The following is a 25,857-nucleotide window of genomic DNA, read 5'->3' as shown; positions in this document are numbered from 1 at the left end:
AATCGAACAATGGAAAGAGAGATGACATGTAATGGGTCGTAAATGGAACAACATTAAAGAGAAAAAGGCGTCAAAAGACGCCAATACGAGTCGCATTTATGCGAAGTTCGGCCGTGAAATCTACGTAGCCGCCCGCCAAGGGGAACCAGATCCAGAATCAAACCAAGCGCTCAAATTCGTCGTTGAACGGGCGAAGACGTACAACGTCCCACGCGCCATCATCGACCGCGCCATCGACAAAGCGAAGGGCGGCGACGAAGAGAACTTCGATGAACTCCGCTATGAAGGGTTCGGACCGAACGGCTCGATGCTCATCGTCGACACGCTCACGAACAACGTCAACCGGACGGCGTCTGAAGTCCGCGCCGCTTTCGGCAAAAACGGCGGCAACATGGGTGTCAGCGGGTCGGTCGCTTACATGTTCGACGCGACGGCCGTCATCGGTGTCAGCGGCATGTCTGCTGACGACGTACTCGAACTCATGATGGAGCACGATCTTGACGTTCGCGATGTCATCGAAGAAGATGAGACGATTATCGTTTATGCGGAACCAGAAGCGTTCCATGCCGTCCAGACTGCTTTCAAAGCTGCAGGCATCGAGACGTTTGAAGTCGCCGAGTTGACGATGTTGCCACAAAACGAGATCGCCCTCGACGACGAGTCGAAAGAACAGTTCGAAAAACTGCTCGACGTCCTCGAAGATCTTGAAGACGTGCGCCAGGTGTACCATAACGTTGAATGATCATGAACGAGCGATAACTTTTCGGAGTTATCGCTTTTTTTGAACAATCGATTTGACAACCCGAAAAACGTATGTTAAATTTCAAAAGTCTTTATCATATTAAAGTGATAACAAGAGAAAGAGTTTTGAAAGAAAGGTGTTGGAATTGATGAATGCTGTCTTATTAGCTGTTATCGTATTATTCGCTCTCGCGATCAGTCGAGTTCACATCGTCTTGTCGCTCATCCTCGCCGCCGTCGTCGGTGGTCTCGTCGGAGGTCTCGGGTTCAATGAGACGTTGACCGCCTTCAGCGACGGTCTTGGCGGAGGGGCTACCATCGCCCTCAGTTATGCGCTACTCGGCGCGTTCGCCGTCGGTTTGTCAAAAACAGGGCTCCCAGACGTCCTGGCTGAAAAGTTGATTAGCATGTCAGGCCGCGACGTCACCGGTAAGAGCGTGGCGCGCGTCAAGGCGTTGTTGCTATCGTTCCTCTTATTACTAGCAATCAGTTCGCAGAACGCATTACCGATTCACATCGCGTTCATCCCGATCGTCATCCCGCCGCTCCTCGTGCTCTTTAACGAGTTGAAGCTCGACCGCCGGCTCGTGGCGACGATCCTCACGTTCGGTCTCGTCACGCCGTATATGTTACTTCCGGTCGGATTCGGCGGCATTTACTTGAATGAGATTTTGCTACCAAACGTGGAAACGAACGGCATGGCCGTCGGTGATGTCAATATTGTCAGCATCATGGCCATCCCAGCCCTCGGGATGCTCGTCGGTCTCGTCACCGCCTTCTTCCACTACCGGAAGCCGCGGACGTACGATACGATTCAACTCGGGCCTACTGATTACGAGATTCGGACGTTGAGCCCGCTCAAAATCTGGCTCACAGCTGCCGTCGTCCTCGTCGTGCTCGTCGTTCAACTTCAGACCGAATCGATGATCGCATCGGCCGTCTCAGGACTCATTCTGTTGACGCTGCTTCGCCTCATCCCTTGGTCAGAGGCAGACGACATCTTCACGAGCGGGATGCGCATGATGGCTTTCATCGGCTTCGTCATGATTGCAGCGAGCGGTTTTGCCGCCGTCATCCGCGCGACCGGTGCCATCGATCCGCTCGTCAGTGGCGCAAGCGGCATCATGGGCGACTCACAATTTGTCGCCGCGCTCGTCATGCTCCTCGTCGGACTCGTGATCACGTTAGGAATCGGTTCGAGTTTCTCGACGATTCCAATCATCGCGGCCATCTTCGTCCCGCTTTGCATCCAATACGGTTTCTCGGTCGAGGCGACAATCGCCATCATCGGGACGGCCGGTGCACTCGGTGATGCTGGTAGCCCGGCAAGTGACTCGACACTCGGACCGACGAGCGGCTTGAACGCCGACGGTCAACACGACCACTTGCGTGAGACGGTGTGGCCGACGTTCCTCCACTACAATATCCCGCTCATCGTCTTCGGCTTGATCGCCGCCATGGTGTTGTAATCACTTCCGATTGCGCCGAGCGTAAATCGTGCCGAGCAAGACGAGCACGAGTAAAAACCAAACCCCGGTGTACATGAGGATTTCGATAATCATTTCTGACTCCTCCTAAATGTCCATGTAAAAAGGAGCGACGAATTCGTCGCTCCTTTTTATGATGAAGTTTTTAGCTGTTGTTGACAAGTGTTCAAGTATCCGTCGACGGTATCCGCGACCTCGCGACCTTCTCGGATTGCCCAAACAATCAAACTTTGTCCCCGTCTAGCATCCCCTGCAACAAACACACCTTCGACGTTCGACGTATAGTCATGGTTCGCCTCGATGCCGACCTTCCGGAGCTCTCGCTCCGGTCGTTCGAACCCGATGGCGACAAGGACGAGATCGGCTGGATACGTCTCGACCGACCCGTCGACGACGAAGAACGTCGCCTGTCCGTCGGGTTTGACGATTTTCTCCATCCGTTCCGTCTCAATCCCGACGACACAGTCTCCATCTTTGATAACCCGGTTCGACCGAATCAAATACGTGCGCGGATCGTGGTCGAAGTGTTCAATCGCTTCCGCATAGGCATAATCGGTCGACAACGTGTCCGGCTGGAGCGGCCATGGCCGTTCCGGTGCCCGGAACATGCCTTTCTCCGGGTGCTTCCCGAACTGTGTCACCGACTTGGCGCCTTGACGGATCGCCGTCGCCACACAGTCCGCGCCCGTATCCCCGCCACCGATGACGATGACGTCTTTCCCGTTCGCGTCGTATCGGGCGTCGAGCGATTTCCCGCCGAGCGTACGCGTCGACTCGGTCAAATAATCCATCGCCGGCTCAACGCCTATGGCATCATCCCCATCGATGCCGAGCGTCCGTTGTTTTTGAGCCCCTGTCGCGAGAATGACGGCATCGTACGTGTGACGGAGTGACTCGATCGTCACATCGGTCCCGACGTTGACGCCCGTCTTGAAGCGAATCCCTTCTGCCTCGAGTAGCCGTACGCGACGACGGACGACGTCCTTCTCCAGCTTCATGTTCGGGATACCATAGAATAACAGGCCGCCCGCCTCATCCGCTTTCTCATAAATTGTGACCGCATGGCCGAGCTGGTTCAATTGATCAGCCGCCGCGAGTCCGGCCGGCCCGCTGCCGATGATGGCAACACGGTGTCCGGTCCGTTTCTTGACATGACGTGGCTTGACCCAACCTTCCTCGAACGCGCGGTCGATGATCGTCCGTTCGATCGATTTGATCGCGACCGGATCCTCGCTGATGCCGAGCGTACACGACCCTTCACACGGGGCCGGACAGACACGCCCCGTAAACTCTGGGAAGTTGTTCGTCTCCATCAATCGTTCGTAGGCCCGATACCAATCTTGATCCGAGACGAGCTTATTCCATTCGGGAATCAAGTTGTGGATTGGACAGCCGATCGTCTCTTGACCGATCATGTCCCCGACGTGACAGAACGGGGTGCCGCAATCCATGCAACGCTCGGCTTGATTGACGATCGGTCCGTCTTCCATCCGTGAAGCGTATTCACTGTAATCATGAATCCGTTCGAGGACGGAACGTTCTGGCAATGTCTCCCGTGGGATATCGATAAATTTATGTCTCATGCTCCCCCTCCTTCAGTCACGACGCGGAATAGTTCGAGGGCGCGGTCGGCGTCACTCAATTCCGGACGCGTCGCCTCGATGTGACGCATGACGTCAAGTACGTTCGCATAGTCACGCGGTACGACTTTGACGAAGCGTTTTCGTTCTTGCTCAAACGCCTCAAGTACGGCTCTCGCTTTCACACTGTCCGTATGGAACTGGTGCATCTCGAGCAACGCGTAAATCTGTTCGGCATCTTCATCGGTCAACTCTCGATCAATCGAGACGAGCTCTTCGTTGACAAGTTGTTCGTACACCTGGTCCCCGTAAAGGTAGGCCACTCCGCCCGACATCCCGGCCCCAAAGTTACGACCGACCGTACCAAGGACGACGACCGTCCCACCGGTCATGTACTCACAGCCGTGATCGCCGACGCCTTCTGTCACAGCGACCGCACCCGAGTTACGGACGGCAAATCGTTCTCCGACATGACCGTTGAAGAACGCCATCCCGGACGTCGCGCCGTAGAGACAGACGTTCCCCGCGATGACTTGTTCGCTCTCTTCAAACGGGGCATGTTTCTCGGCGATGACGGCGAGTTTTCCACCGCTCAAGCCTTTCCCGACGTAATCGTTCGCGTCGCCGATGACCGAGATCGTGATCCCGCTCGGCAGGAACGCCCCTAAACTTTGGCCGGCCGATCCGCTGAGGCGAAGTGAAATCGTATCCTCGGCGAGACCGACGTTGCCATGCACTTTCGTCACTTCATGCCCGAGCATCGTCCCGACGGCGCGGTCCGTGTTGCGGACGCGACCGACGAAGAACGTCGGTTGAAGCGACTTGATCGAGCGTGATACGGCCGGGATCAATTTTCGGTGGTCATACGACTGATAGGCCGGATGCGGCAGCTCTTCTTTTTCCGGCAACGCTGTCGGAATCGATAGCATCGGTGCCAAATCAAGTGTTCTCGCTTTCGGATGTTCTTGTTTCCAGACGCTTTCCTCTAACAAGTCGGTCCGGCCGATGACGTCACGGAGCGATTTCGCACCGAGCGAGGCTAAAATCTCTCGCACGTCTTCGGCGAGGAACGTCATCAAGTTGACGACGTGTTCGGGTTTGCCCATGAACTTTGCGCGCAAGGCCGGGTCTTGTGTGGCGACACCGACCGGACACGTGTCGAGGTGACACGCCCGCATCATAATACAACCGAGCACGACGAGCGGCGCCGTCGCGAACGCGTATTCTTCGGCGCCGAAGATGGCGGCAAGGACGATATCACGCCCGGTCATGAGCTTACCGTCGGTCTCGAGTGTGACGCGGCCCCGGAGTCCGTTCAACGCGAGCGTCTGGTGCGTCTCGAGCAGACCGAGCTCCCACGGGAGTCCCGTATGCTTGATTGATGTCCGTGGTGACGCCCCGGTTCCTCCGTCATAGCCGCTGATGACAATCGTGTCGGCGTTCGCCTTGGCGACACCGGCCGCGATCGTCCCGACGCCTGACTTCGAGACGAGTTTGACGCTGATTTTCGCGTTCGGGTTGACGTGCTTCAAGTCGAAGATCAGCTGAGCCAAATCTTCAATCGAATAGATGTCGTGGTGCGGCGGTGGCGAGATGAGTCCGACACCTGGGACTGAGCCGCGCACTTCGGCGACCCATGGATATACTTTGTTCCCTGGCAATTGTCCACCCTCACCCGGCTTCGCACCTTGCGCCATCTTGATTTGAATCTCATCGGCGTGATACAAATATTCGGCCGTCACACCGAAACGACCGCTCGCGACTTGCTTGATGCGACTGACGCGTTCACTGCCGTCCTCATCAGGGGTGAACCGATTCCGGTCCTCCCCGCCTTCTCCTGAGTTGCTCTTGCCGCCGATTTGGTTCATGGCGATGGCGAGCGTCTCGTGCGCCTCTTTCGACAAGGATCCGAACGACATTGCTCCCGTCTTGAAGCGGCTGACGATCGAAGTGACCGACTCGACTTCATCAATCGAAATCGCATCTTGTTGTTTGAACGCGAACAATTGACGTAAGAATTGGCCTGACGACTCGTGGAGTTTGACGTAAGCGTCATAATACCGGCGCTCGTTCTCGCGGCAGGCACGCTGGAGCAAATGAATCGTCTTCGGGTTGAAGGCGTGCTCTTCCCCATCAGCGCGCCACTGGAAATCGGCTCCGGCCTCGAGCGGTCGTTCCCGCTCGTAGGCAGCTTCATGCTGGCGGCGCGACTCTTCTTCGAGTTCAGTGAAACCGACACCGGACAACTGTGATGTCGTCCCGCGGAAATGGCGTTCGATCAAGGCACGGTCAATCCCGACCGCCTCAAAGATTTGGGCCCCACGGTAACTTTGTACGGTCGAGATCCCCATCTTCGACATGATCTTGACGATGCCATCGACCGATGCCGTCTGATAGCGGCGAACGGCTTCTGTGAACGAGTATGGCAGTTGACCGGCCTCGACCGCCTCGGCAATCGTCGCATAGGCGAGATACGGATAGACGGCGTCAGCGCCGTACCCAATCAAGGCGGCCGCTTGGTGCACTTCACGCACTTCGCCACTCTCAGCGACGAGACTGCACGACGCGCGAAGATTGACGCGAATCAAATGTTGGTGGACGGCGCTCAAGACGAGGAGCGACGGCATCGCCAGCAGGTTTTCGTTCATGCTTCGGTCTGACAAGATGATGACTTCAGCCCCATCGCGGACGAGCCCTTCGACACGTTCGAACAACGTCTCAAGGGCAGCCTCGAGGTCGTGTTCGTATGTCGTCTCGACCCGTTCGACGCGAAGCGTCTCGTTCACTTGTTCGACCGCGGCCGCATCAAGGAACGGATGTTTGAGCCAGACGCGACGCGCATGACCGCGACCGGTGTGGACCGGGTTCGCGAGTGGTCCGAGCCACGTGAACGTGGCCGTGACGATCTTCTCACGCAATGCATCGATTGGCGGATTCGTGACTTGGGCGAAGTGCTGTTTGAAGTAATGGAACAATGAGCGTGGCCGTTCAGACAAGACCGCGACCGGTTGGTCATGACCCATCGAACCAATCGGGTCTTTCTTCTCAAGGATGAGTGGGACGAGATATTGTTCGATATCTTCTTTCGTGTAACCGAACGCCCGCTGTTTCCGGTGCAGTTCGGCGACGAACGGCTCTTCGACCGGAGACTCTTCAAGCTTAGTCATCTGCTTCAACCATTTACCGTACGGCTCGGCTCGCGCGATCGTCTGTTTGATTTCCGCGTCAGGGATGAGGCGTTTCGACTCTAAGTCGATCAATAGGAGCTGGCCTGGACGAAGTCGCTGTTTCGACTTCACGTTCTCGGCTTGTACGGGAATGACGCCGCTCTCAGACGACAAGATGAGTTCGCCATCAAGCGTCTCGATGTAACGCATCGGTCGCAGTCCGTTCCGATCCAAGATGGCGCCGATTTGACGGCCGTCCGTGAAGACGACACCAGTCGGTCCATCCCAAGGCTCCATGATCGATGAATGATATTGGTAGAAGTCTTTTTTGAACGGATCTATTTTCACTTCTGCGAACGGCTCAGGGATGAGCATCATCGCCGTATGAGCGATGGAACGTCCGGTCCGTGTGAAGAACTCGAAGGCGTTATCGAGCATCGACGAATCGCTGCCCGTCTCTTGAAGGACTGGGAACAGCTGATTCACGTCCTCGAACAAATCGGTCGATGTCACGCCTTCGCGCGCTCGCATCGCGTCGATATTGCCGCGGAGTGTGTTAATTTCTCCGTTGTGCACAATCATGCGGTTCGGATGGGCCCGCTCCCATGATGGGAACGTGTTCGTCGAGAAGCGAGAATGGACGATACCGAACGTGCTCTTATAGGCCGGCGCCTGCAAATCGAGATAAAATCGCTCAATCTGTTCAGGCGTCAGCATCCCTTTATAGACGATCGTCTTCGTCGATAAACTCGGCATGTATAGATTCAAGTCTTCGGTCTTCTCAATCGTTCGTCTGAGTTGGTAGAGTGTCCGCTCGTTCGAGTCGTAGTCTGCGAATGGGCAAGAAACGAACCATTGATAAATCGTCGGCTGTGTCACCCGGGCGTGTTCCCCAATGGCCAAACTATCGACCGGGACCTCACGCCAGGCGATGGTCGCATAGTCAAACTCATCGGCAATCGCTTCCATCTGCCGTTGCTTTTCTTGCAGCCGTGATTCGTCAGGTTGGAAAAAGACCATCCCGACCGCGTAGCGACCTGGTGTCGGCAAATTCATCGTCTCGAGGAACAGTTCGTGCGGTAGCTCGGTCATGATCCCCGCGCCGTCTCCGGCATCGATGACGCCTTGCCCGCCCCGGTGTTCCAGCTTACAGAGCATCGATAATGATTTACTGACAATGTCGTGTTTCTTCTCTCCGTTTAGGTTGACATATAGCCCAATGCCACATGCGTCTTTTTCGAATCGTGAATCGTACAAGCCTGTTCGCTTCATCGAATCAACCCCTCTCTCTCGATCTTGTTTCGTAAATTTTATTTTGTTCTAAATATTCTGATAAATCAAGGGTCTTGTATACCATTCTGCATAATTCACGTCCACCACTATATCGATGTAAGCGGATTCATTAGCGTTATCAAGCAATTTTTGAAAACATGTTATAATGCATAAAGAATAATTATCCATAAAATATATTGATATATAGGTTCATAAGAACTCAAATAAATTCGCAAAAAAGCGGTAGTCTATTGAGCTACCGCTTCTGCTTTCGACCTTATTCAACCGTTTTTCGTGAGTGATGCAAGAATGCCCGTGGTTTTTTCCAAATGATCAAGCCGACATAACCGAGGGTGAGCAAAATCAAGGCACTGACGAGGACGACATAAAGCGTCGCATTGTCGATTCGTGCGAAGATGGCGACGTAGGCCCAGACGAAGACGAGCGGATAGATGAAGTCACGATGCCACCACATGAAGACGAGTGCGAGGACAACACCGACCATGAGCATGAGCGACGTCCAAGCCAGTTCGTCGAGCCCGAGCAACGTGGTGACATTTTCTCGGTTCATGACGACGAACACGTTGACGATCGTCGCGACGGACACCCAGCCGATATAAATCGAGAACGGGAACCGGTCGAGCCAACTTGTCGACGTCCGGAAGGCGATGTAATAGAGCCAGGCGAGCGTCGCGAGAAATGCGATCATGACGACGAGCGAAGCGATGAACCACTCGTTCGTGAACGTGAGCAACCAGAGGCCGTTCAAGATACACGAGACGAGAAAGCCCGCTTTCATCCGATTCGCCTGCCGGTTCGCAACCGACCCTTTCTTCAGTTGCAAGACGAGCCAGACGGCGAGCGCGATATAAATCACGCCCCAAATCGAGAACGCGTAGCCGGCCGGTTTGAAGTAAATATCGATTCGGTCCGACACGGCCGCATTTTCACCGCTCGCGAAGTAGTTGATGACGACTGTCGCTAAAAACGCCAGCCAGTTGATTAAAGGCCATTTTGATAAGTCCATAAGTAGGATCCTCCGAAGAAGACCTGACACCTCCTTTATTAGCATAGTTTTCTATACCCATGTGCCAACGCTCATACACATCTGGACTAGCTCTTGAATAACTCGCTGGACACATAATAAAACGACCCCGGCCTAAACCGGAGTCGTGTCAAAGAAACGGCAGTGTCACCGCATTCGGGATCGCCCACCTGAGTTCGTGGACAATAGCATCAATTGTTTAGAAGTCGATCTCATCCGGGTCCGGACCGAGGCGGTCATGCGTCGCCACGGCGTCGATTTTCGCCAAGTCGTCCGCATCGAGCGCAAAGTCGAACACTTCGAAGTTCTCTTGAATGCGGTGCGGTGTGACGGATTTCGGAAGCGCGACATTCCCCGTGTCCAAATGCCAGCGAAGCACGACTTGCGCCGGCGTCTTGCCGTGTTTCTCCGCGATCTCAGCGAAAGTCGGGATGTCGAGGAACTTCCCTTGCATGAGCGGGCTCCAGGCCTCGACTTGAATGCCCTCGTCTTGGCAATACTCGACGAGATCCGGTTGCGGCAGTTGCGGGTGCAACTCGATTTGATTGATGAGGGGCGTCATGAGACCCGCTTCTTTCAACGTTTCGAGATGGTGTTCTTTGAAGTTCGACACCCCGATTGCCTTGATTTTACCGGCCTCATAGAGGTCAATCAAATCTTTCCATGCCTCGACGAACCCGTCGACTGGCCAGTGGAGGAGGCAGAGATCCAAATAGTCCGTATCGAGTCGAGCGAGTGATTCGTCAAACGCTTCTTTCGTCCGGCGCTGGCGGATATCTTCGTTCCAAATCTTCGACGTCAAAAAGATATCTTCACGAGCGACGCCTGATGTTTGAATCCCTTTGGCGACGCCTTCTTCATTCTTATAAACGGCTGCCGTATCGATATGGCGATATCCGACTTTCAGTGCCTCGGCGACAGCCTGTGGCGCCTCCGTCTCGTTGTCGACTTGCCATACCCCAAAGCCGATCATTGGAATTTTGACACCGTTGCGTAACGTTGCGAGTTGCATACAATCATTCCCCTTTCCAATCTGTTCGAGCTGATTGTATCATACCCGTCATTCTATTTCGAAAAACTAAATCGTCAAATCTTTTCGGGTAAAACGTCCATAAGACAACAGCATGGCGACGATGAGAAGTCCCCCCAACCAGATGAAAGAACGAAACGCTGATTCCCCTTGGATTTGAGCATTGGCGTCAAACAACGAGAAAATCGATAACGTATTCAACCAGTCGAGCTGGTCACTAAATCCCGAGAAGACGTTCGCCATCAAGAAGAGCGCGAAAATCCCACCCGTGACCATATATGACCGTGTGCTGTCGTCGAACAGGCTTGCGAGCACATAGGCGAGCGCACCGAGGACGACTAGAATCAGTCCTGCGTTCAACTGAAGCGTCCACAGTAAGCCGATGTCGATCTGTAAATCAAATAGGACGTTGGCGAGCATCAGACTGAGCCCGTTCAACCCGACGAGTATACCACTCGCGATCACAAGCAACACCATACTAGCCGTCACGTAACCGGCACGTGAAATCGGTGCGGCCAAATAAAGCATGACCTCACCTGAATCGACCGGTTTAGCCATGAGCCGTGAGGCGAACGTGAGCGCGAACAGGATGGCCAATACGTAAAAGATGAGCCCATAGTAATTGCCCGCGAGCAGATTGATGACGTTGTCCATCGCCAAGTTCGGGTCGATTTTAAACACTTCTAGCAACTCGGGTGGCAACGAATCCAACTTTCCTTCAATCAGCCCCGTCTCTTGGATGGATGGGAACACCGCCGCCAAAAAGAACAAGTAGAGGCTCGTCCCGAGCGAGTACCCAAGAATCCAGCTACGATTTTGTTTAAACAGTGCCGAGATGAGAACCATTTATTTCGCCTCCCCATAATATTGCATGAACAGATGCTCGAGTTCGTCCGTGCCGCTCGACAACGATTGGACTTCGTGACGGGCGAGTCGATGAATCAAGTCGTTCAACTCTTCGACCGTCGATAAAGTGACGGTGACGACCACACCGTTACGCGAACCGATTTCTTCGCTCAACCGCATTGCTGCCGCCTCGTCCTTCAATTCGATCCGATACGTCTTCTGACTATGCCGTTTTAACTCGGTCATCTCCGCTTCGATGATCATCCGACCATCACGGATGAGTGCGGCCCGGTCACACGTCTTCTCCATCTCCGGGAAGTGGTGGGAACTCATCAAGACCGCCTTGCCCGCTGTTTTCTCAGCGATGACCCAATCGACGAGCCGTTCCTGCATGAGCGGGTCGAGCCCGCTCGTCGGTTCATCGAGAATATAAACCGGCACATCTTTCATGAAGCAGGTGACGATGGCAAGTTTTTGTTTCATTCCTTTCGACATCTTGCGCACTTTGAGTGACGTATCGAAGGCGAACACGTCACGCAACTTCCGTTCGCGCTCCGCGCTCGTCACATGAAGTTTCCGAGTCAGTCGGATGACATCTTCCCCAGTCATGTCCTGTGGATAATTGATCTCGCCAGGCAAATAGCCGACAAGCGCCTTCACCGTCTCACTCTCGTTCCAGCAATCATGTCTCATGACGGTGGCGACACCCGATTCAGCGTGGAGCAACCCCATCAAGTGACGAATCGTCGTCGATTTCCCCGCCCCGTTCGGTCCGATAAATCCGAACACGGTTCCCGGCTCGACCGTGAACGACACGTCGAAGATGCCGTGTGACGCATCGAAACGCTTCGTCAGTCCTTTAATTTGAATCACCGCACTCACTCCTTAGTTTTGAAATTTATTATATATATGATTACAAAACTAGTATATCACGTTATTTTTTGAAATGGAAATGGTATATTGATTACAAAACATTAGAGAAGCGAGGGTCATCATGGATGGATTCACAAAACGAACTGAAACGAAACGACGAGCAATCTTAGACGCCGCCTTTCGGCTAATGAACGAGAAGCAGTCCCGTTTCACGGTGAGTGAGCTTGCTCGCGCCGCCTCGGTCTCACCGGTATCGATTTATAATTACTTCGGCTCCAAAGAACAAGTGATTGTCGCCGTCTTGACCGAAATGACGGAGGAACAGATGGGATGGATCGAGTCACAAATCGCTGACACCGTCCCGTTCGATCAATTACTGATCGAGATTTTGTCTCGTAAAATCGAGACGGCCGGGCTGTTCGACGAGACGATCACTTCGATGATTCAAGCGGACGCCTCGTGGCAACAGTTGGCAGGACGAGGCTACGCCGCATTCCGGCAATTGATTGAGTACGGGAAGACGAGCGGGGCCATCGACCCGGAGCTGTCGACCGATTCGTACTTACGCTACGTCCAACTCGTGCAGCAGGCGATTTTGTCCGACCCGAGCCTGTCGACGTCACCGATGACCGATTCGATGCAAGACTATTTCCGATTTTTCCTTCACGGCATCATCCGGAAATAACTAAAAAGTCGCCTTCCCCTTCATGTGTGTGTAAGAAGGGATAGGCGACTTTTTATATTCCGTTAACGTAGTAGAAGAGATGCTACTCTTGAAGTTCAGGGGGGATGTACGAATCCACGTCCAATTCGTCTCCACAGGCGATAATCAGTTCCGAGCTTTCAGGCGTCATGAAAACACCCATGCGTTGACAAACCAGTCCTTCCATCATCGGTTCAACATGAACGTGTCGACCGACTTCAAAGCGGTGGGCCATGCGAATCAACTCCGTGCCGAGCCCAATCATGGCATTTCGGCTTAAGGAGATCATCACCTTGCTTTGCGGGCTGACATTTTCCCACGACTCATCAAACACCATGACCGTGCCTACATTATCCGCCAGCTGCTCAAACTCATCATTTTCATCGTCAATCAAATCAAATTCGTACCGCATTCGTACTCCCCCTTCTTATGATTAGCTGTCTTTCGTTCTAAACACCGATTCCTCGATTGGATAGAGTGATAGATCGAGCTCACAATCTCCGCTTATAACAAGGTCGGCGAGCACTTTCCCGATGAACGGGCCGACCGTCAAACCGGACGAGCCGAGACCGTTCGCGACGAGCAACTGCTCCGCTCCAGGCACGCGGCCAAGAATCGGGATCGAGTTCGGCGTGACCGGACGGAAGCCGACCCGCGTCTCAATCAGTTCGGCCTCAGCGAGTCCCGGGGCCGATTCTAGCCCTTTTGAGAGCACTTCATGAATCCCGATCGCCGTCGGTCGTGCGTCGAACGCCTTGTCCCGCTCATGCGTCGAGCCGATGACGATTCGTCCTTCTTCAAATCCGAGCAAATAGCGGCGCCGCGGCGGCATGACGACCGGCCAGTCGGATGCGTCCGTATCAGGTAGCTGCACGTGCACGATTTGCGCCTTCTCCCCGGCGACACGGGCCGTGTACCCGATTGGTTCCATCAACTCGGGCAACCACGCCCCGCAGGCGAGTACGATTTCATCCGCCTCAAAGCGGATACCATCACATTCGACATGATAGCCGTCCGCTTCAACGAGCACGGCCGAACCGTCAATCAAGGTCACACCGCGTTTTACGGCGACCCGTTCGAGCGCCGCTCTTAACTTCTCCCCATCGACGCGTGCCCCTCCTTCGACGAGAAGGGCGTCATATTCGTCCGAGAGCGGCGGGAACAGCGCTCTCGCTTCTTCTGCCGTCATCCGGGTCAAATCGCCGATTTCCGGGGCTTCTTCACGGCGTAGCGCCGTCCGCTCTTGCATCTCGTTCAATTTTTTGTCTTCGTGCAAGGCGAGCGTCCCGACGCGTTTATAGCCGGTCTCCGTCTCTCCTTCTCGCTTCAAATCGTCCACGACGGTCGCGTAGTAGTGAGCGCCCCCTTTGGCGAGCGCGTACCACGCCTTGTTCCGGCGCTGGGCGATCCACGGGCAGACGATGCCTGCTGCCGCGTCGGTCGCACGGCCCTTCTCTTTACGGTCGATGACGGTGACGTCGGCCTTCCCGGCCAGATGGTACGCGGTCGAGATGCCGACGATTCCTGATCCAATCACAATCACTTTTTTCATAACAGTAGCGCCATCATCGGTTCGATGACGGCTTCACATCCTTTCCTTTCATAAAAAATCACCGGCCCGAAGGCCGATGATCAGTCGCGCATGGCGAGGCGATACAGTAAATCAAGAATTTCAATATAGAGCCAGATGAGCGTCACAATCAACCCGAACGCCGCGACCCATTCGAGCTCTTTCGGAGCCCGGCTCTCGACTTGACGAGCGATATAGTCGAAATCAAGCACGAGCGCGAGTGAGGCGATGATGACAATTACAAATTGCACGCCGATGGCAAGCGGTGACGAGCCCGTCATGAACGGGAGTCCTGAACCGAAGAAACTCATCCCGATTTGAACGAGATAAAGCAACATGACCGTAAAGATCGCGGCCGTGACACCGGCGCGGAACTTTTGCGTCACTTTGACGAGACCCGTCGAGTAGACGAACCACATCGCGAACGCGACGATGAACGTCGTCAAGACGGCACGGCCGACGATGCCCGGAAGCATCGCTTCGAAGAAGTACGAGATCAACCCGACGAACACCCCTTCGACAATACCATACAATGGCGCGACGACCGGTGCCGTTCTCGGTTTGAACGTGATGACGAGTGCTAAGACCAAGCCGAGGATGAGCGAGCCGATCATGAGCGGGAACAATAACGCCTCCCCGATTGTCGGCACGAGCATCCACGTCGTCCCGGCGGCTGCCGTGACGAGCAAGAGCAGCGTGAACACTTTCGACCACGTACCGGCTTTCGTCATCGGCGTGGCGCTATAAGCTGTTGTCTCCATTGATTTACGGAGAACTGGATTCGATTTAAGTCTCAACTGTCGTTAACCCCTTTATTCTATTTTCAGTTCTTGGCCATGACTTTAATGAATTCCCGCATATAGTCAGGCAGGTCAGGCGGACGGCGGCTCGAGACGATATGACCGTCGACGACGACCGGCTCATCGTGCCAAATCGCACCCGCGTTTTCCATATCATCTTTAATACCCGGTGTGCTCGTGACGTTGACACCATCAAGAATCTTCGCTGAAATCAATACCCAGCCCGCGTGACAGATTTGACCGATTGGCCGTTTCTCGTCATGCATATAGCGGACGAACCCTTTCACCGAATCGAAGCGGCGCAACAAGTCGGGTGACCAGCCACCTGGGACGAGGATAGCGTCGTACGATGAGATGTCGACGTCATCGAACGCGATGTCCGATTTGGCTGGAACGCCGTACTTACCGATATAGGCGTGATCTGCCTTCTCGCCGGCGAGGATGACGTTTGCACCTTCCTCGCGTAACCGATGGACCGGATACCATAATTCTAAGTCTTCAAAGTCGTCACTGACGATTTGCAGGACATTCTTACCTTGTAATTGCATCGAATCCCTCCCTTTATTTGTCTTTCACAAGTATACCCCATAAGCCACGTGGCGAAAACAGGGACGATTGATGAAACGCACGTCGCTTAACTTGAATCAATTTGCTTGTGTCACGGTCACAATCACATTTCCAGCCTTTCCTCCGGCATCAACGTAACGGTGCGCCGCGACGATGTCCTCGAGCGGATAAACCGAATCGATGACGGCCTTTACTCGGCCGGCTTCAAACAGATCGTTCAGGAAAGTCAAATCCTCTTTCCGTTCACTCGCAGGTCCTTGTCCGGCGACAGAACTGAATTTCCCGTGTTCGGCGACATGTTTCCGGGCCAACCGCTTATCGATTTTCCCGGCCGCATCGAACACGGCGTCGTATGTGGTCAGTTTCTCGTCGTAGCCGTCTATGGTGTAGTCAATCACCACGTCCGCGCCGAGACTTGTGACGAGTTCGAAGTTTCGCTCTCGACAGACTGCCGTTACGTGAGCCCCGTAATGTTTCGCGATTTGAACGGCCATCGAACCGACTGCCCCGGCAGCCCCATAAATCAATACGGTCTTCGCTTGTTCGATGTTCACTTTGCGCAAAAAATGAAGGGCAGTCGTCCCTCCGAACGGCAAGCTGGCCGCTTCGACAAAACTAGCGTTTGTCGGCATGCGTTCGACACATTTATTCGCTTTGACACACGCATATTCGGCATAGCCGCCGAACCGCATCCCGGTCAGCGCATAGACACGGTCACCGACCTTGAGGTCTTCAACGCGACTACCCGTCTCGACGATCTCCCCTGCCAAGACGACACCAAGAATCGGTTGGCGCGGCGCCTTGAAACCGACGATGACTCGCATCGGGAGCTTACCTAGAGCCGGTACATCAAGAGCCCGTAATCGACGGTCGCCGGAATGGACGGCAGTGGTGTGAACTTTGATCAACAACTCATCCGATTTTGGCACAGGCTTGTCGACCTCTCGGAGCTGTAACACGTCAGGTGGCCCATATGCGGTACAAATCACTGCTTTCATCGTAACCCTCCTCTTAAGACGTGCAGTAGTTACTAATGAATTCACCGTCTCAATAAAATAAAACTAGATGGAAAAGTCATCTGGTTCCTGGAATGAGTTTTTCATCAAACAAGCTGAGGAATAAGAATGACCGCCAACAGAAAAACGGAAGTGATTTTTACTTTGTTACGATTCAATGCGAAAGGAAGCAGAAATAACCCAAGAAAAGTAATGGCAAGGGCGATAAGTCCATGGATGAAGTACCCTTCAGTGGATGCGATTGGGATGCTGATCACCTGAATGGTTGGATTTAAGAAAAAGCCCATCGTTTCAAAAACAAGATTTCCGATTAGGCCAAGGCTCAGTAAGCATACGGATAATAAGAAAATTAATGATTGCTTCTTCACGATAATCCTCCTTTTGAACGTACATCAATCAACATGACAAGGTGAACTCGTTTGTCTTCTTCATTATAAACAATCACATATTATTTATGGAAAAAATTTCAACCAATTCGGTTACAATGAGATTGATTCTAATCAATTTATTGAAAGAACTTCCATACGAAGGAGGCTCACTATGAAGACGTGCTACTATCTTGGATGGTTCAACGATTTTTTCCCAACTCATTTGGCAGATGCCTTATCACGAGACGTGACAAATCGGCAGTCCCTCGTAATGATCAGCTCGGACCCTGCCTCAACTGCGGAAAATGGTGTTATCGAGCTATCGTGGTTACAGGAAGCCGGCATCTTGTTCAACGACTATCACGTAATCAATTATGAAACGGACCGAACTAATGCAAAACATCTTCTTAAAGCAGCTTCGATGATCTTCTTGTTAGGTGGGGACACCGTCAAGCAAAATCAGTTCATACATGAATATGACCTAATCCAATCGATTCAACAAAGCGAGGCCATCGTCATAGGCGCTAGTGCAGGCGCAATCAATATGTCTTTGTCTTGGTTATGCTCGCCATTCATGGGTTATGAGGTTTCAACCCCAACGATTTTCCAGGGCGTGGCCCTCAACGATTTTTCGGTGCTCTCCCACTTCGATCTCGAACATCACATGCACATCGTCAAACAAGAACTCGCCCTCTTATCCGAAGAATTACCAATCTATTTGTCGAACAAAGATTGTGCACTTCGTGTTCAAGGTGATCAAGTCGATATCTTCGGAGACGTTTATTTGTATGCGAATCGAAACATAACGAAGCTACCTGAGACCACATCTTTCCATACAGATTAGTCCCTCCCATTACGATATGGTTTCATGTTAAATCCGAGATAATTATCGCTTGCAAAATCTGTATATAGAAATCGAAACGTTATGTCGTCAATATATTGTGTTATAATGAGTGCGTCTTTTTGTAAATTTTTGAACGAGAAAGGGGACTTCCCACATGAAACAATACCATGATTTATGCACCCATATCCTCGAGAACGGGGTCGTCAAAGAAGACCGCACCGGGACCGGGACGACGAGCGTGTTCGGCTACCAGATGCGTTTCAACCTTCAGGACGGGTTCCCCCTGATCACGACGAAGAAATTACATACGCGTTCCATCATCCATGAACTGCTCTGGTTCATCACCGGCGACACGAACGTCAAATACCTTCAAGACAACGGGGTTCGTATTTGGAACGAGTGGGCCGACGAGGACGGTAATCTCGGTCCTGTCTACGGGGCTCAGTGGCGCTCGTTTCCGAAACCAGACGGCACGACTGTCGACCAGCTCGCGCAAGTAATCGAGCAAATCAAAACGAACCCTGACTCGCGCCGACTCATCGTCTCGGCCTGGAATCCAGGGCAACTTGAAGACATGGCGTTGCCGCCGTGCCATCTCATGTTCCAGTTTTACGTCGCGGACGGCAAATTGTCGTGCCAGCTCTATCAACGAAGCGCTGACACGTTCCTCGGTGTCCCGTTCAATATCGCGTCTTACGCTTTGCTCACGCATATGGTCGCCCATGTGACCGGGCTTGAGGTCGGAGACTTCGTCCATACGCTCGGCGACGCCCACATTTACCATAATCACCTCGAACAAGTGAAGCTGCAATTGACGCGTGAGACACGACCGCTCCCGACATTGAACATCCTGCGTGACGTGTCATCCATCGAGGACTTCCGGTTTGAAGACTTCGAGATTGTCGGCTATGACCCTCATCCACACATTAAAGGAGAAGTGAGCGTATGATCATCCATGTCGTCGCCATCGGGAGCAATCGGGAAATCGGGAAAGATAACGCCTTGTTGTGGCGCCTGCCCGATGACTTGAAACAGTTCAAAGCTGTCACGACGGGTCAAACGGTCGTCATGGGACGAAAGACGTTTGAATCGATTGGTCGGCCGCTGCCGAACCGACGCAATATCGTCGTCACGTCGGACCGCACCTTTTCGGCTGAAGGTGTCGATGTGTGGCACGACCTCGAGTCGCTTAAAGACGAGACGACAGACCTTTATATCATCGGTGGCGCGACGCTCTATGAGCAGACGCTTTCGATAACGGACCGGTTCTTCGTCACCGAGGTCGATGGCACGTTCGAGGCGGACACGTTTTATCCGTCCCTTCCGGACGGTCTTATCGTGACGAACGAACAGTTTCATCCGGCCGACGAACGGCATGCCTATAGCTTCACATTCCGTCAATATGACAAAAGGGACATCGACTGAGTCGACGTCCCTTTTCTAATCGGGTAATTTTTCGAGCCATTGCTCGATTTTTTCAGTGATCGTGTCCTGATGGTCCTGCTCGGCCAAGTCATCATACAGCGCCCCGAGCTCGAGCGCGGTTCGTTTCGATACGGCCAAGATGTGGCTGTACTTGCCGCGTTGCTCTTTGACGGCTGACAAGGTCCCTCTCGTCTCGTTCGTGCCCGAGTCATCGAGAATAAACATTTCCATATGATCGTTACAGGCGTAACGGTCGTAAGGGCGATAGATGACCTCGTAGCGACGATGCTGCTTCGGCAAGCGCTCAGCGAGCAAAGCGTACTTCTCAGGACTCATCGTCACGTAAGCGAGCCGTTTCTCCTCGCGGACGGCTGACGAGTAGCGGATGATTCGATTGCGTCCATCGCGCTTCGCCTTGTAGAGCGCCTCATCGGCATAAGCACACCACTCGCCGAGCGTCATACCGGTCTGACAGACCCGTGTATAGCCGATCGATACGGTGACGTGATGTTCATATGTAAATGTCATCTCCTCGATGCGCCTACGGACCCGTTCAAGCACCGCATCGACGACGTGACGCTCGGACACGTTTAGGATGATGAGAAATTCTTCCCCGCCATAACGAATCAATTCGTCACTCGAGCGGATGGCGAGACGGACTTCCTCGGCGACGCGATGCAACACCTCGTCCCCGTAAGCATGACCGAACGTATCGTTCAACTGTTTGAAATGATCGATGTCGAGCAGGGCGAGCGTGAAGCTCTCACCGGAGCGCTCAAGTCGGGACATGAAACGGCTAAACGTCGCTTTCAAATATTTTCGGTTGAACGCGCCTGTCAATTCATCGACGAGGAGCGCGTTCGAGACGAGACGAGCCTTCTCGATATGATGTCCGAGACGAACGAGTCGTTCTTCCATCGGTACCCATTCCTCCCAATAGTCATCGAAGCCGTAAGAATAGGCGGCGAGGCGATAATGTTCATTCGTGCCGATCACGATGAGCGGGACATACAGCTTCTTCATCTTGCTGACGAACGATTGAATCGACCGCTCCGGGAAGCGGGCCCACAACTCGACGTCCATGATGATGGCTTTCGGGACATCTTCATAGTCATATTCGACGGCCTCTTCTAACGTCTGCAAGAAGACAGGACGCGCCCCGAGCTTTTCGACGCGCGGTTTATACCGGCTATACGTAGAAAAACTGTTAGCTAAAACAAGGACGAGATCCTCGTCTTCCTGCTCGATGCCTAAGACGGTATGGATATAACGTTTCACTGGGGCAATCAAAGCCATCGCCTCCGCTTGCGTCAAGACCGGTGGCAATTCACGAACATCAGACTCGACACGACTGAAAATCTCAAGCAAGTGCATCAAGCGGCGACGCTTCACTTCTTGCTTCATCCAATCTAATAAAAACTCGATCTCTGATGTTTGAATCTGTCTCGCGCTCGTGATTTGCGTCAAAATAGTATGTATACGATCTGTGAGTTGCTGCTGCTTCATTCCCGACCCCCCCAGTTTCGTTCTCCCCGATATGTTCTTCTGTCTATGATTATGCGACTTTATCCACGAAAATACAACTATTTACTTATTTTCCGCCCATTGTTTGACAATAAGATAGTGCTTATGACCCATTACATCATGAAAAAGAGCGGTCATCGACCGCTCTTTTCTTATTTTCCAACTTTTAGGTTAGGAGATGTCATCTCTTCTGGACGAATCCATTCGTCAAACTGCTCTTCTGTCAATAGTCCTGTCTCTAGCGCCGCTTCTTTTAAAGACGTCCCATTCTTATGTGCTAGTTTTGCGATTTTAGCCGCATTCTCGTAGCCGATATGCGGGTTGAGCGCTGTCACGAGCATGAGCGAACGATCGACGTTGTGCGCGATGACGTCTAAGTCTGGTTCGATGCCGACGGCGCAATGCACGTCGAACGAATGAAGACTGTCCGTCAACAGGCGGCACGTCTGGAGGAAGTTGTACATGATGACCGGTTTGAACACGTTCAACTCGAAGTTTCCTTGGCTCGCCCCGAATCCAATCGTCGCATCATTGCCGAGCACTTGGGCCGCGACCATCGTCAACGCCTCACTCTGAGTCGGGTTGACTTTACCAGGCATGATCGAGCTGCCCGGTTCGTTCTCCGGAATCAAGATCTCACCGATACCGGCACGCGGGCCAGAAGCGAGCCAACGGACGTCGTTGGCAATCTTCATCGCATCCATGGCGAGCGCTTTCAAGGCACCGTGTGTGAACACGAGCTGATCGTGGCTCGTGAGCGCATGGAACTTGTTGACGGCCGTGATAAAACGTTTTCCGGTCTCTTGCGAGATCTTCTCGGCCACGACTTCTCCGAACCGTGGATGAGCATTGATCCCCGTCCCGACTGCCGTCCCGCCGAGGGCGAGCTCTGTCAACGGTTCGAGCGTACGCTCAATCATCTGTTTCGACAGCTCGAGCATCCGGACCCAACCACTGATCTCTTGACCGAGCGTGACTGGCGTCGCGTCTTGCAAGTGCGTCCGACCGATCTTGACGATGTCCATGAATGACTCGGCCTTCTTCGCGAGCGTCGCGTGGAGCGCCTCGATTGACGGCAACACATGGTCCTCAACAGCGAGGATGGCGGCGATGTGCATCGCCGTCGGATATGTGTCGTTCGAGCTCTGCGACTTGTTGACGTCGTCGTTCGGATGAATCGTGAGCGTTTGACCACGCTCTTTCAACTTATCATTCGCCAAATGGGCGATGACTTCGTTGACGTTCATGTTCGACTGTGTCCCTGAACCCGTTTGCCAGACGACGAGTGGAAACTCGGCGTCATGTTTCCCGGCGACGATCTCATCGGCGACTTCGGCGATGACGTCGGCTTTCGCTTGCTCCAACACACCGAGCTCGGCGTTGGCGAGTGCGGCACCTTTTTTCAAAATCGCGAAGGCATGCACGACCTCGAGCGGCATCTTTTCCGTGCCGATTTTAAAGTTCTCTAGACTGCGCTGTGTTTGGGCTCCCCATTTGGCTGAAGCCGGAACGTTGATTTCCCCCATCGTGTCCCGTTCGATCCGATATTCCATGAAAATTCCCCCTCTTTTTTTGACTACGCTTTCATTTTAGCGAAACTTTTGCAAAAAAGAAATCATTCCCCTGCAATTGACAAAAAGTCGGGCCAAAGCCCGACTCTCATCCGATCAACAATGCCTGTTTCGCCACGTCATGGGCCCGGTTCTCTGCCCGCGGGATCCATTTGATGAACTTGTTTGGCAATTCGTCATACAGCGTCAGCGCCTTGACGAACAAAGGACGCACCGCTTGGTCTTTTAAGAACCGCTGCTCGAGCGCCCGCACGACCGTCTCGGCGTCCGAATAGAACATGAACGTCGATTCGTCCGTGAGCGTATGCGCTTTTTCGAGGGCGAACGCGAGCGCGGCGAGTTCGGCCTGAACGCTCGTCAGCCCGACACGTTTGGCGATGTACGTGGATACGGTGCCGTCCGTCGTCTTGACCCAGACACCAAGACCGTTCTCACCCGCCTCTTGGTTCGTCGCCGCATCAAAATAAATGTGAACCAAAGCGATACGCCTCCCAATCCGTTTCGATCGGTGCATGGATATCGATGAGCGAGAGACGTTTCGACAAGAGCGCCACTTCTTCTTGCCCGTCGAGCTTCTTCGCAAACTTCCGATGCGCCTCTTGGAGTGCTTCTTGTCTCAAGATGTCATACAGCGCTTCAACCGTGTCGTATGACTGGACAAGAATCGTCGCCGTCTTTGGTCCGATGCCGCGGACGCCTGGAATATTGTCCGAGGCATCACCTTGGAGCGCTTTCACATCGACGAACTGTCCGGGCCGTATTCCATAAGTCGTCTCGAATATGTCCTGGTTCATCATCATCTCTTCCCCTTTTTTCGGGACGATTTGAAACACGTTCGGGGAAAGCAGCTGATGCAAATCACGGTCTGACGAATACATATACGATTCACCCGGGAACGCGGTCGCGACGGCCCCGATCAAATCGTCGGCCTCATATCCGGCGAGCTCGGACTGAAAAATGCCGCGCTCGCTCAACGCTGCCCGCAACTTGACGTAATCGTGGAACAACGGTTCCGGTAAGCCGGTGCGAGTCGCTTTATAGTCCGAAAACAGGGCGTAACGATGCGTCGTCTCGCGTGGTCCGTCCCAAAAGAAGGCGATATGCGTGAAGTCGTTCGTCCACCCGTCAACTTTACGGAGCAGTCCTTTCAACGTCACATCGGGATCGAGCGCCCGACGACGCTCTGTGGCAAAATAATAACGCGACAGGAGATTAAACCCATCGACCAACATCAATTTCATCATGCATCCACCTCACAAGCTTGTAATCCGCGCGCTAGCGCGTCTCGATCGAGATTCTTCCCGATCCAGACGAAGACGGAACGCGAGTCGTCGCTCGGTTCGTTGGCGAACGTCGCCCCCATCAGTTGATTTGTCGCTTGGACGACGAATTTTGATGTTTCTCCGTCTAAACGGACAATCGCCTTCAAGCGATAGACATCGTCCTCATAGTGCATGAGCACCTCGCGTACGTATTGCGTGACACGTTCCCGACGTAGTGGGACGTCGGTCGTGAGCGTCACGGCCCGTAGTGAAGAGACGGACGTGTGCCCTGCTGTCAGTCGACCGAGGAGTTGCTCGTCGACTCGTGAAAGCTGGAACGTATTTTCCGTCAAGTCATAGTCCCCTACCGTCTGGACCGTCTCGATGACCCGAACGGTCGGATTTAGTGCTTTAATCCGTTCATGCGCTTGTTCGAGCGTGACGTCATCGACGAGGTCGACTTTGTTCATCAGAATCACATCTGCATAGGCGATTTGATGGATTCCTTCTATAAACAATTCGCGGTCCATTTGACTAGCGTCGACGACCGTCAAAATCGCCGTCAGCTTGAACCGTGTCCGTAAGTAATCATCGTAATAGATCGTCTGGATGATCGGTGCCGGATCGGCGACACCAGTTGTCTCGATGACGATGCGGTCAAATGTATCTTTGGACGCAAGCTGATAGAACGTCTTACTCAAATCGCTTTGAATCGAGCAACAGATGCAACCGTTCGATAACTCAATCTGTTCTTGGTCCATCTTGACGATCAACTGTTCGTCGATATTGACTGAGCCAAGCTCGTTGACGATGACGAGCAATCGCTCGTCCGTCGCTTCTAGCAAGCGATTCATATAGGTCGTTTTTCCGGCGCCTAAAAAACCGGTCACCAATTGCACGGGAATCATGTACTGCACCTCACCTTATAAATTTTCGTGGACCCGCGCCCACTTCTCATAACGGGCATCCAACAAGTCGATCAGATGGAGCATCCATCCTTCCGTCGTGACCGGTAACACGCTCGAGCCCCACTCGCGCTTGCCGTGGTGGGACAAAATCATATGCCAAATCCGGTGATGGACGTCGAGCGGAAGTGTGACGCCGGCAGCTTGTTGACTTCTCTCGAACAAAAGTCCGCCGTACGGCATGTGTCCGATCAAGCTTCCCATCGGGTTGATGGAGATCCCGGTCGTCTCACTCGTGCCGCTGACCGAGAACAGTTGCTCGAACCGGTTCGGGGACGACAGCAAGTGACTGTACTCGAACAACTTACCGATATCATGGAACAAAATCCCGAGCGCGAGCTCGTCCCAACGGAGTGGCTCTTTCAACTCGGCGATGGCCTCACAGGCCGCGTAAAGCGACTCGAACGTGCCGCGGAACGCCTGTTCAACTTTTACACCGTTCATCGTATTCCATACGTCTACTTTGTGCAACTGCTCGGCTTCTTTGATGACCCGGAACGCCATCGCCAAATGGTCGTCTTGTTCTTGAAACCGATAACCAAGTCGAAGCATACAGACCGTGTGCTTCAAGAGGCCGCCGACATAGTTATGATGATGATACAGTGCGGCCGGTGCGAGAACGAAATCGTCCCAATAGCGGTCGAGCAGTGACATCGCGATCGCTTGATAGTCTGGCGAGAGCGTCGACAGAATCGCGAACAGCTCGTCGGCGTATTGTTCCATCGTCTCGTCTCCAGGAAGACCTGGCAACAACGATACCGCTTCGTCCCGGGCAATCGGTTTGGCCCGGTCGATCGTAATCGATTTGGCGCCGTCCGGTTTTGGGTAGACGTCGATTTTCCCTTCGAGCTCGATGACGCCTGACTCGTAAATCGGCAACAATTGATCTTCATTGCCGCGCAACCACTGCTTGGCACGGATGAGTCCACTCGAGGTCGTCAAATTGAGCTGTAACCATTTCGCCCCGGATTTGCCTTCTCGAACTTCGACCGTACTGACGAGCGCTTTCGTCTGAACCGGTGTTCCGTCTGTCAGGTCCGATAGCCGTGTCGCCGACTTCTCTACGGTCGGAAGTTGGAACCGTGTTCGGTCGAATCCGCCCCCTGCAATTGGATCAATCTGTTGGTAATAGTTCATGTGCAATGCCCTCCTTCTTCTCTTTGCCCATTGTATCGTGTTTTCCGCTTCGAGGCGAACATAC

At 53.3% G+C, this 25,857-nt stretch carries 24 protein-coding genes; 6 read left to right on the top strand and 18 right to left on the bottom strand.

The genetic code is table 11. The annotated features are described in order from the left end of the window. Window positions 1-31: 31 nt before the first annotated feature. Window positions 32-742 carry a YebC/PmpR family DNA-binding transcriptional regulator gene (locus tag AC13H5_RS07295; RefSeq protein WP_034777456.1) on the top strand — a complete coding sequence of 237 codons (711 nt, stop codon included), beginning with the start codon at window positions 32-34 and terminating at the stop codon, window positions 740-742. A 148-nt stretch (window positions 743-890) separates the two neighbouring features. Further along, window positions 891-2,210, top strand: a complete 1,320-nt coding sequence (locus AC13H5_RS07290; RefSeq protein WP_034777454.1) for a Na+/H+ antiporter family protein — start codon at window positions 891-893, stop codon at window positions 2,208-2,210. A 149-nt stretch (window positions 2,211-2,359) separates the two neighbouring features. Here AC13H5_RS07290 and AC13H5_RS07285 read toward each other — a convergent pair whose 3' ends face one another. The 6 genes from AC13H5_RS07285 to AC13H5_RS07260 all read right to left on the bottom strand — a co-directional run bounded on the left by AC13H5_RS07285 (window position 2,360) and on the right by AC13H5_RS07260 (window position 12,041). Then, window positions 2,360-3,811, bottom strand: a complete 1,452-nt coding sequence (locus AC13H5_RS07285) for a glutamate synthase subunit beta (RefSeq protein ID WP_483546516.1) — start codon at window positions 3,809-3,811, stop codon at window positions 2,360-2,362. Continuing rightward, on the bottom strand, window positions 3,808-8,247 hold the full coding sequence (gene gltB, locus AC13H5_RS07280) for a glutamate synthase large subunit (protein ID WP_483546515.1): 4,440 nt from the start codon (window positions 8,245-8,247) through the stop codon (window positions 3,808-3,810). Before gltB ends, AC13H5_RS07285 begins: the two co-directional genes overlap by 4 nt. A gap of 277 nt (window positions 8,248-8,524) precedes the next feature. After that, window positions 8,525-9,274 carry a TspO/MBR family protein gene (locus tag AC13H5_RS07275; RefSeq protein WP_034777451.1) on the bottom strand — a complete coding sequence of 250 codons (750 nt, stop codon included), beginning with the start codon at window positions 9,272-9,274 and terminating at the stop codon, window positions 8,525-8,527. 217 nt (window positions 9,275-9,491) lie between these two features. Beyond that, on the bottom strand, window positions 9,492-10,304 hold the full coding sequence (locus tag AC13H5_RS07270; protein ID WP_034777450.1) for an aldo/keto reductase: 813 nt from the start codon (window positions 10,302-10,304) through the stop codon (window positions 9,492-9,494). A 66-nt stretch (window positions 10,305-10,370) separates the two neighbouring features. Then, window positions 10,371-11,168 carry an ABC transporter permease subunit gene (locus AC13H5_RS07265; protein ID WP_034777448.1) on the bottom strand — a complete coding sequence of 266 codons (798 nt, stop codon included), beginning with the start codon at window positions 11,166-11,168 and terminating at the stop codon, window positions 10,371-10,373. After that, window positions 11,169-12,041 carry an ABC transporter ATP-binding protein gene (locus tag AC13H5_RS07260; protein ID WP_483546514.1) on the bottom strand — a complete coding sequence of 291 codons (873 nt, stop codon included), beginning with the start codon at window positions 12,039-12,041 and terminating at the stop codon, window positions 11,169-11,171. A gap of 121 nt (window positions 12,042-12,162) precedes the next feature. Between AC13H5_RS07260 and AC13H5_RS07255 the strand changes: the two genes are divergently transcribed. Beyond that, entirely contained in the window at window positions 12,163-12,726 is a 564-nt protein-coding gene (locus AC13H5_RS07255) for a TetR/AcrR family transcriptional regulator (RefSeq protein ID WP_034777446.1), read from the top strand. Window positions 12,727-12,808: 82 nt separating this feature from the next. On the opposite strand, the gene AC13H5_RS07250 is transcribed toward AC13H5_RS07255, so the two are convergent. The 6 genes from AC13H5_RS07250 to AC13H5_RS07225 all read right to left on the bottom strand — a co-directional run bounded on the left by AC13H5_RS07250 (window position 12,809) and on the right by AC13H5_RS07225 (window position 17,065). After that, a complete protein-coding gene (locus AC13H5_RS07250) occupies window positions 12,809-13,156 on the bottom strand; it encodes a hypothetical protein (protein WP_034777445.1) in 348 nt (115 codons plus the stop codon). A 21-nt stretch (window positions 13,157-13,177) separates the two neighbouring features. Then, on the bottom strand, window positions 13,178-14,296 hold the full coding sequence (locus tag AC13H5_RS07245) for an NAD(P)/FAD-dependent oxidoreductase (protein ID WP_483546513.1): 1,119 nt from the start codon (window positions 14,294-14,296) through the stop codon (window positions 13,178-13,180). A gap of 80 nt (window positions 14,297-14,376) precedes the next feature. Beyond that, the gene (locus tag AC13H5_RS07240; protein WP_214752847.1) at window positions 14,377-15,111 is read right to left on the bottom strand and encodes a Bax inhibitor-1/YccA family protein; all 735 of its coding nucleotides are present in this window, start codon (window positions 15,109-15,111) and stop codon (window positions 14,377-14,379) included. A 26-nt stretch (window positions 15,112-15,137) separates the two neighbouring features. Further along, window positions 15,138-15,662 (bottom strand): type 1 glutamine amidotransferase domain-containing protein, encoded by a 525-nt coding sequence (locus AC13H5_RS07235; RefSeq protein ID WP_034777442.1) that lies wholly within the window; start codon window positions 15,660-15,662, stop codon window positions 15,138-15,140. 96 nt (window positions 15,663-15,758) lie between these two features. Continuing rightward, entirely contained in the window at window positions 15,759-16,679 is a 921-nt protein-coding gene (locus AC13H5_RS07230; RefSeq protein WP_483546512.1) for an NAD(P)-dependent alcohol dehydrogenase, read from the bottom strand. 104 nt (window positions 16,680-16,783) lie between these two features. After that, window positions 16,784-17,065, bottom strand: a complete 282-nt coding sequence (locus AC13H5_RS07225; protein WP_138859493.1) for a hypothetical protein — start codon at window positions 17,063-17,065, stop codon at window positions 16,784-16,786. A 172-nt stretch (window positions 17,066-17,237) separates the two neighbouring features. Between AC13H5_RS07225 and AC13H5_RS07220 the strand changes: the two genes are divergently transcribed. From AC13H5_RS07220 to AC13H5_RS07210, 3 genes are all read left to right on the top strand, one after another. Continuing rightward, a complete protein-coding gene (locus AC13H5_RS07220; protein WP_483546511.1) occupies window positions 17,238-17,909 on the top strand; it encodes a Type 1 glutamine amidotransferase-like domain-containing protein in 672 nt (223 codons plus the stop codon). Window positions 17,910-18,063: 154 nt separating this feature from the next. Further along, window positions 18,064-18,858, top strand: coding sequence for a thymidylate synthase (locus AC13H5_RS07215; RefSeq protein ID WP_034777438.1), 795 nt, complete (start codon window positions 18,064-18,066; stop codon window positions 18,856-18,858). Then, window positions 18,855-19,334 (top strand): dihydrofolate reductase, encoded by a 480-nt coding sequence (locus tag AC13H5_RS07210; protein ID WP_034777436.1) that lies wholly within the window; start codon window positions 18,855-18,857, stop codon window positions 19,332-19,334. Before AC13H5_RS07215 ends, AC13H5_RS07210 begins: the two co-directional genes overlap by 4 nt. Before the next feature lie 15 nt (window positions 19,335-19,349). Here the strand turns inward: AC13H5_RS07210 and AC13H5_RS07205 are convergent, their stop codons facing one another. The 6 genes from AC13H5_RS07205 to AC13H5_RS07180 form a co-directional block, all read right to left on the bottom strand. Then, the gene (locus tag AC13H5_RS07205; protein ID WP_138859495.1) at window positions 19,350-20,840 is read right to left on the bottom strand and encodes a GGDEF domain-containing protein; all 1,491 of its coding nucleotides are present in this window, start codon (window positions 20,838-20,840) and stop codon (window positions 19,350-19,352) included. Window positions 20,841-21,010: 170 nt separating this feature from the next. Beyond that, window positions 21,011-22,411, bottom strand: a complete 1,401-nt coding sequence (fumC, locus tag AC13H5_RS07200) for a class II fumarate hydratase (RefSeq protein ID WP_034777433.1) — start codon at window positions 22,409-22,411, stop codon at window positions 21,011-21,013. Window positions 22,412-22,517: 106 nt separating this feature from the next. Next, window positions 22,518-22,907: a reverse transcriptase-like protein gene (locus AC13H5_RS07195; protein ID WP_215190153.1), complete on the bottom strand. Its 390-nt coding sequence runs from the start codon at window positions 22,905-22,907 to the stop codon at window positions 22,518-22,520. Further along, window positions 22,888-23,670, bottom strand: coding sequence for a 5'-3' exonuclease (locus tag AC13H5_RS07190; protein ID WP_138859497.1), 783 nt, complete (start codon window positions 23,668-23,670; stop codon window positions 22,888-22,890). The genes AC13H5_RS07195 and AC13H5_RS07190 overlap by 20 nt, the downstream gene beginning before the upstream one ends. Then, window positions 23,670-24,599, bottom strand: a complete 930-nt coding sequence (locus tag AC13H5_RS07185) for a CobW family GTP-binding protein (protein ID WP_034777428.1) — start codon at window positions 24,597-24,599, stop codon at window positions 23,670-23,672. The genes AC13H5_RS07190 and AC13H5_RS07185 overlap by 1 nt, the downstream gene beginning before the upstream one ends. A 15-nt stretch (window positions 24,600-24,614) precedes the next feature. Continuing rightward, window positions 24,615-25,793, bottom strand: coding sequence for a DNA-binding protein (locus AC13H5_RS07180; RefSeq protein ID WP_214752836.1), 1,179 nt, complete (start codon window positions 25,791-25,793; stop codon window positions 24,615-24,617). Window positions 25,794-25,857 lie beyond the last annotated feature (64 nt).

This window comes from Exiguobacterium sp. FD-YE-25-4, from assembly GCF_057004685.1.
Note: the sequence above shows the minus strand (reverse complement) of the source record. Positions and strands in the feature narration are given on the sequence as shown.

Coding starts and splice junctions, on each gene's coding strand:
- AC13H5_RS07265 (WP_034777448.1), bottom strand. CDS start 11,168: ATGGTTCTCATCTCGGCACTGTTTAAACAAAATCGTAGCTGGATTCTT.
- fumC (WP_034777433.1), bottom strand. CDS start 22,411: ATGGAATATCGGATCGAACGGGACACGATGGGGGAAATCAACGTTCCG.
- AC13H5_RS07255 (WP_034777446.1), top strand. CDS start 12,163: ATGGATGGATTCACAAAACGAACTGAAACGAAACGACGAGCAATCTTA.
- AC13H5_RS07230 (WP_483546512.1), bottom strand. CDS start 16,679: ATGAAAGCAGTGATTTGTACCGCATATGGGCCACCTGACGTGTTACAG.
- AC13H5_RS07220 (WP_483546511.1), top strand. CDS start 17,238: ATGAAGACGTGCTACTATCTTGGATGGTTCAACGATTTTTTCCCAACT.
- AC13H5_RS07290 (WP_034777454.1), top strand. CDS start 891: ATGAATGCTGTCTTATTAGCTGTTATCGTATTATTCGCTCTCGCGATC.
- AC13H5_RS07275 (WP_034777451.1), bottom strand. CDS start 9,274: ATGGACTTATCAAAATGGCCTTTAATCAACTGGCTGGCGTTTTTAGCG.
- AC13H5_RS07245 (WP_483546513.1), bottom strand. CDS start 14,296: ATGAAAAAAGTGATTGTGATTGGATCAGGAATCGTCGGCATCTCGACC.
- AC13H5_RS07295 (WP_034777456.1), top strand. CDS start 32: ATGGGTCGTAAATGGAACAACATTAAAGAGAAAAAGGCGTCAAAAGAC.
- AC13H5_RS07235 (WP_034777442.1), bottom strand. CDS start 15,662: ATGCAATTACAAGGTAAGAATGTCCTGCAAATCGTCAGTGACGACTTT.
- AC13H5_RS07210 (WP_034777436.1), top strand. CDS start 18,855: ATGATCATCCATGTCGTCGCCATCGGGAGCAATCGGGAAATCGGGAAA.
- AC13H5_RS07285 (WP_483546516.1), bottom strand. CDS start 3,811: ATGAGACATAAATTTATCGATATCCCACGGGAGACATTGCCAGAACGT.
- AC13H5_RS07180 (WP_214752836.1), bottom strand. CDS start 25,793: ATGAACTATTACCAACAGATTGATCCAATTGCAGGGGGCGGATTCGAC.
- AC13H5_RS07185 (WP_034777428.1), bottom strand. CDS start 24,599: ATGATTCCCGTGCAATTGGTGACCGGTTTTTTAGGCGCCGGAAAAACG.
- AC13H5_RS07190 (WP_138859497.1), bottom strand. CDS start 23,670: ATGAAATTGATGTTGGTCGATGGGTTTAATCTCCTGTCGCGTTATTAT.
- AC13H5_RS07270 (WP_034777450.1), bottom strand. CDS start 10,304: ATGCAACTCGCAACGTTACGCAACGGTGTCAAAATTCCAATGATCGGC.
- AC13H5_RS07215 (WP_034777438.1), top strand. CDS start 18,064: ATGAAACAATACCATGATTTATGCACCCATATCCTCGAGAACGGGGTC.
- gltB (WP_483546515.1), bottom strand. CDS start 8,247: ATGAAGCGAACAGGCTTGTACGATTCACGATTCGAAAAAGACGCATGT.
- AC13H5_RS07250 (WP_034777445.1), bottom strand. CDS start 13,156: ATGCGGTACGAATTTGATTTGATTGACGATGAAAATGATGAGTTTGAG.
- AC13H5_RS07205 (WP_138859495.1), bottom strand. CDS start 20,840: ATGAAGCAGCAGCAACTCACAGATCGTATACATACTATTTTGACGCAA.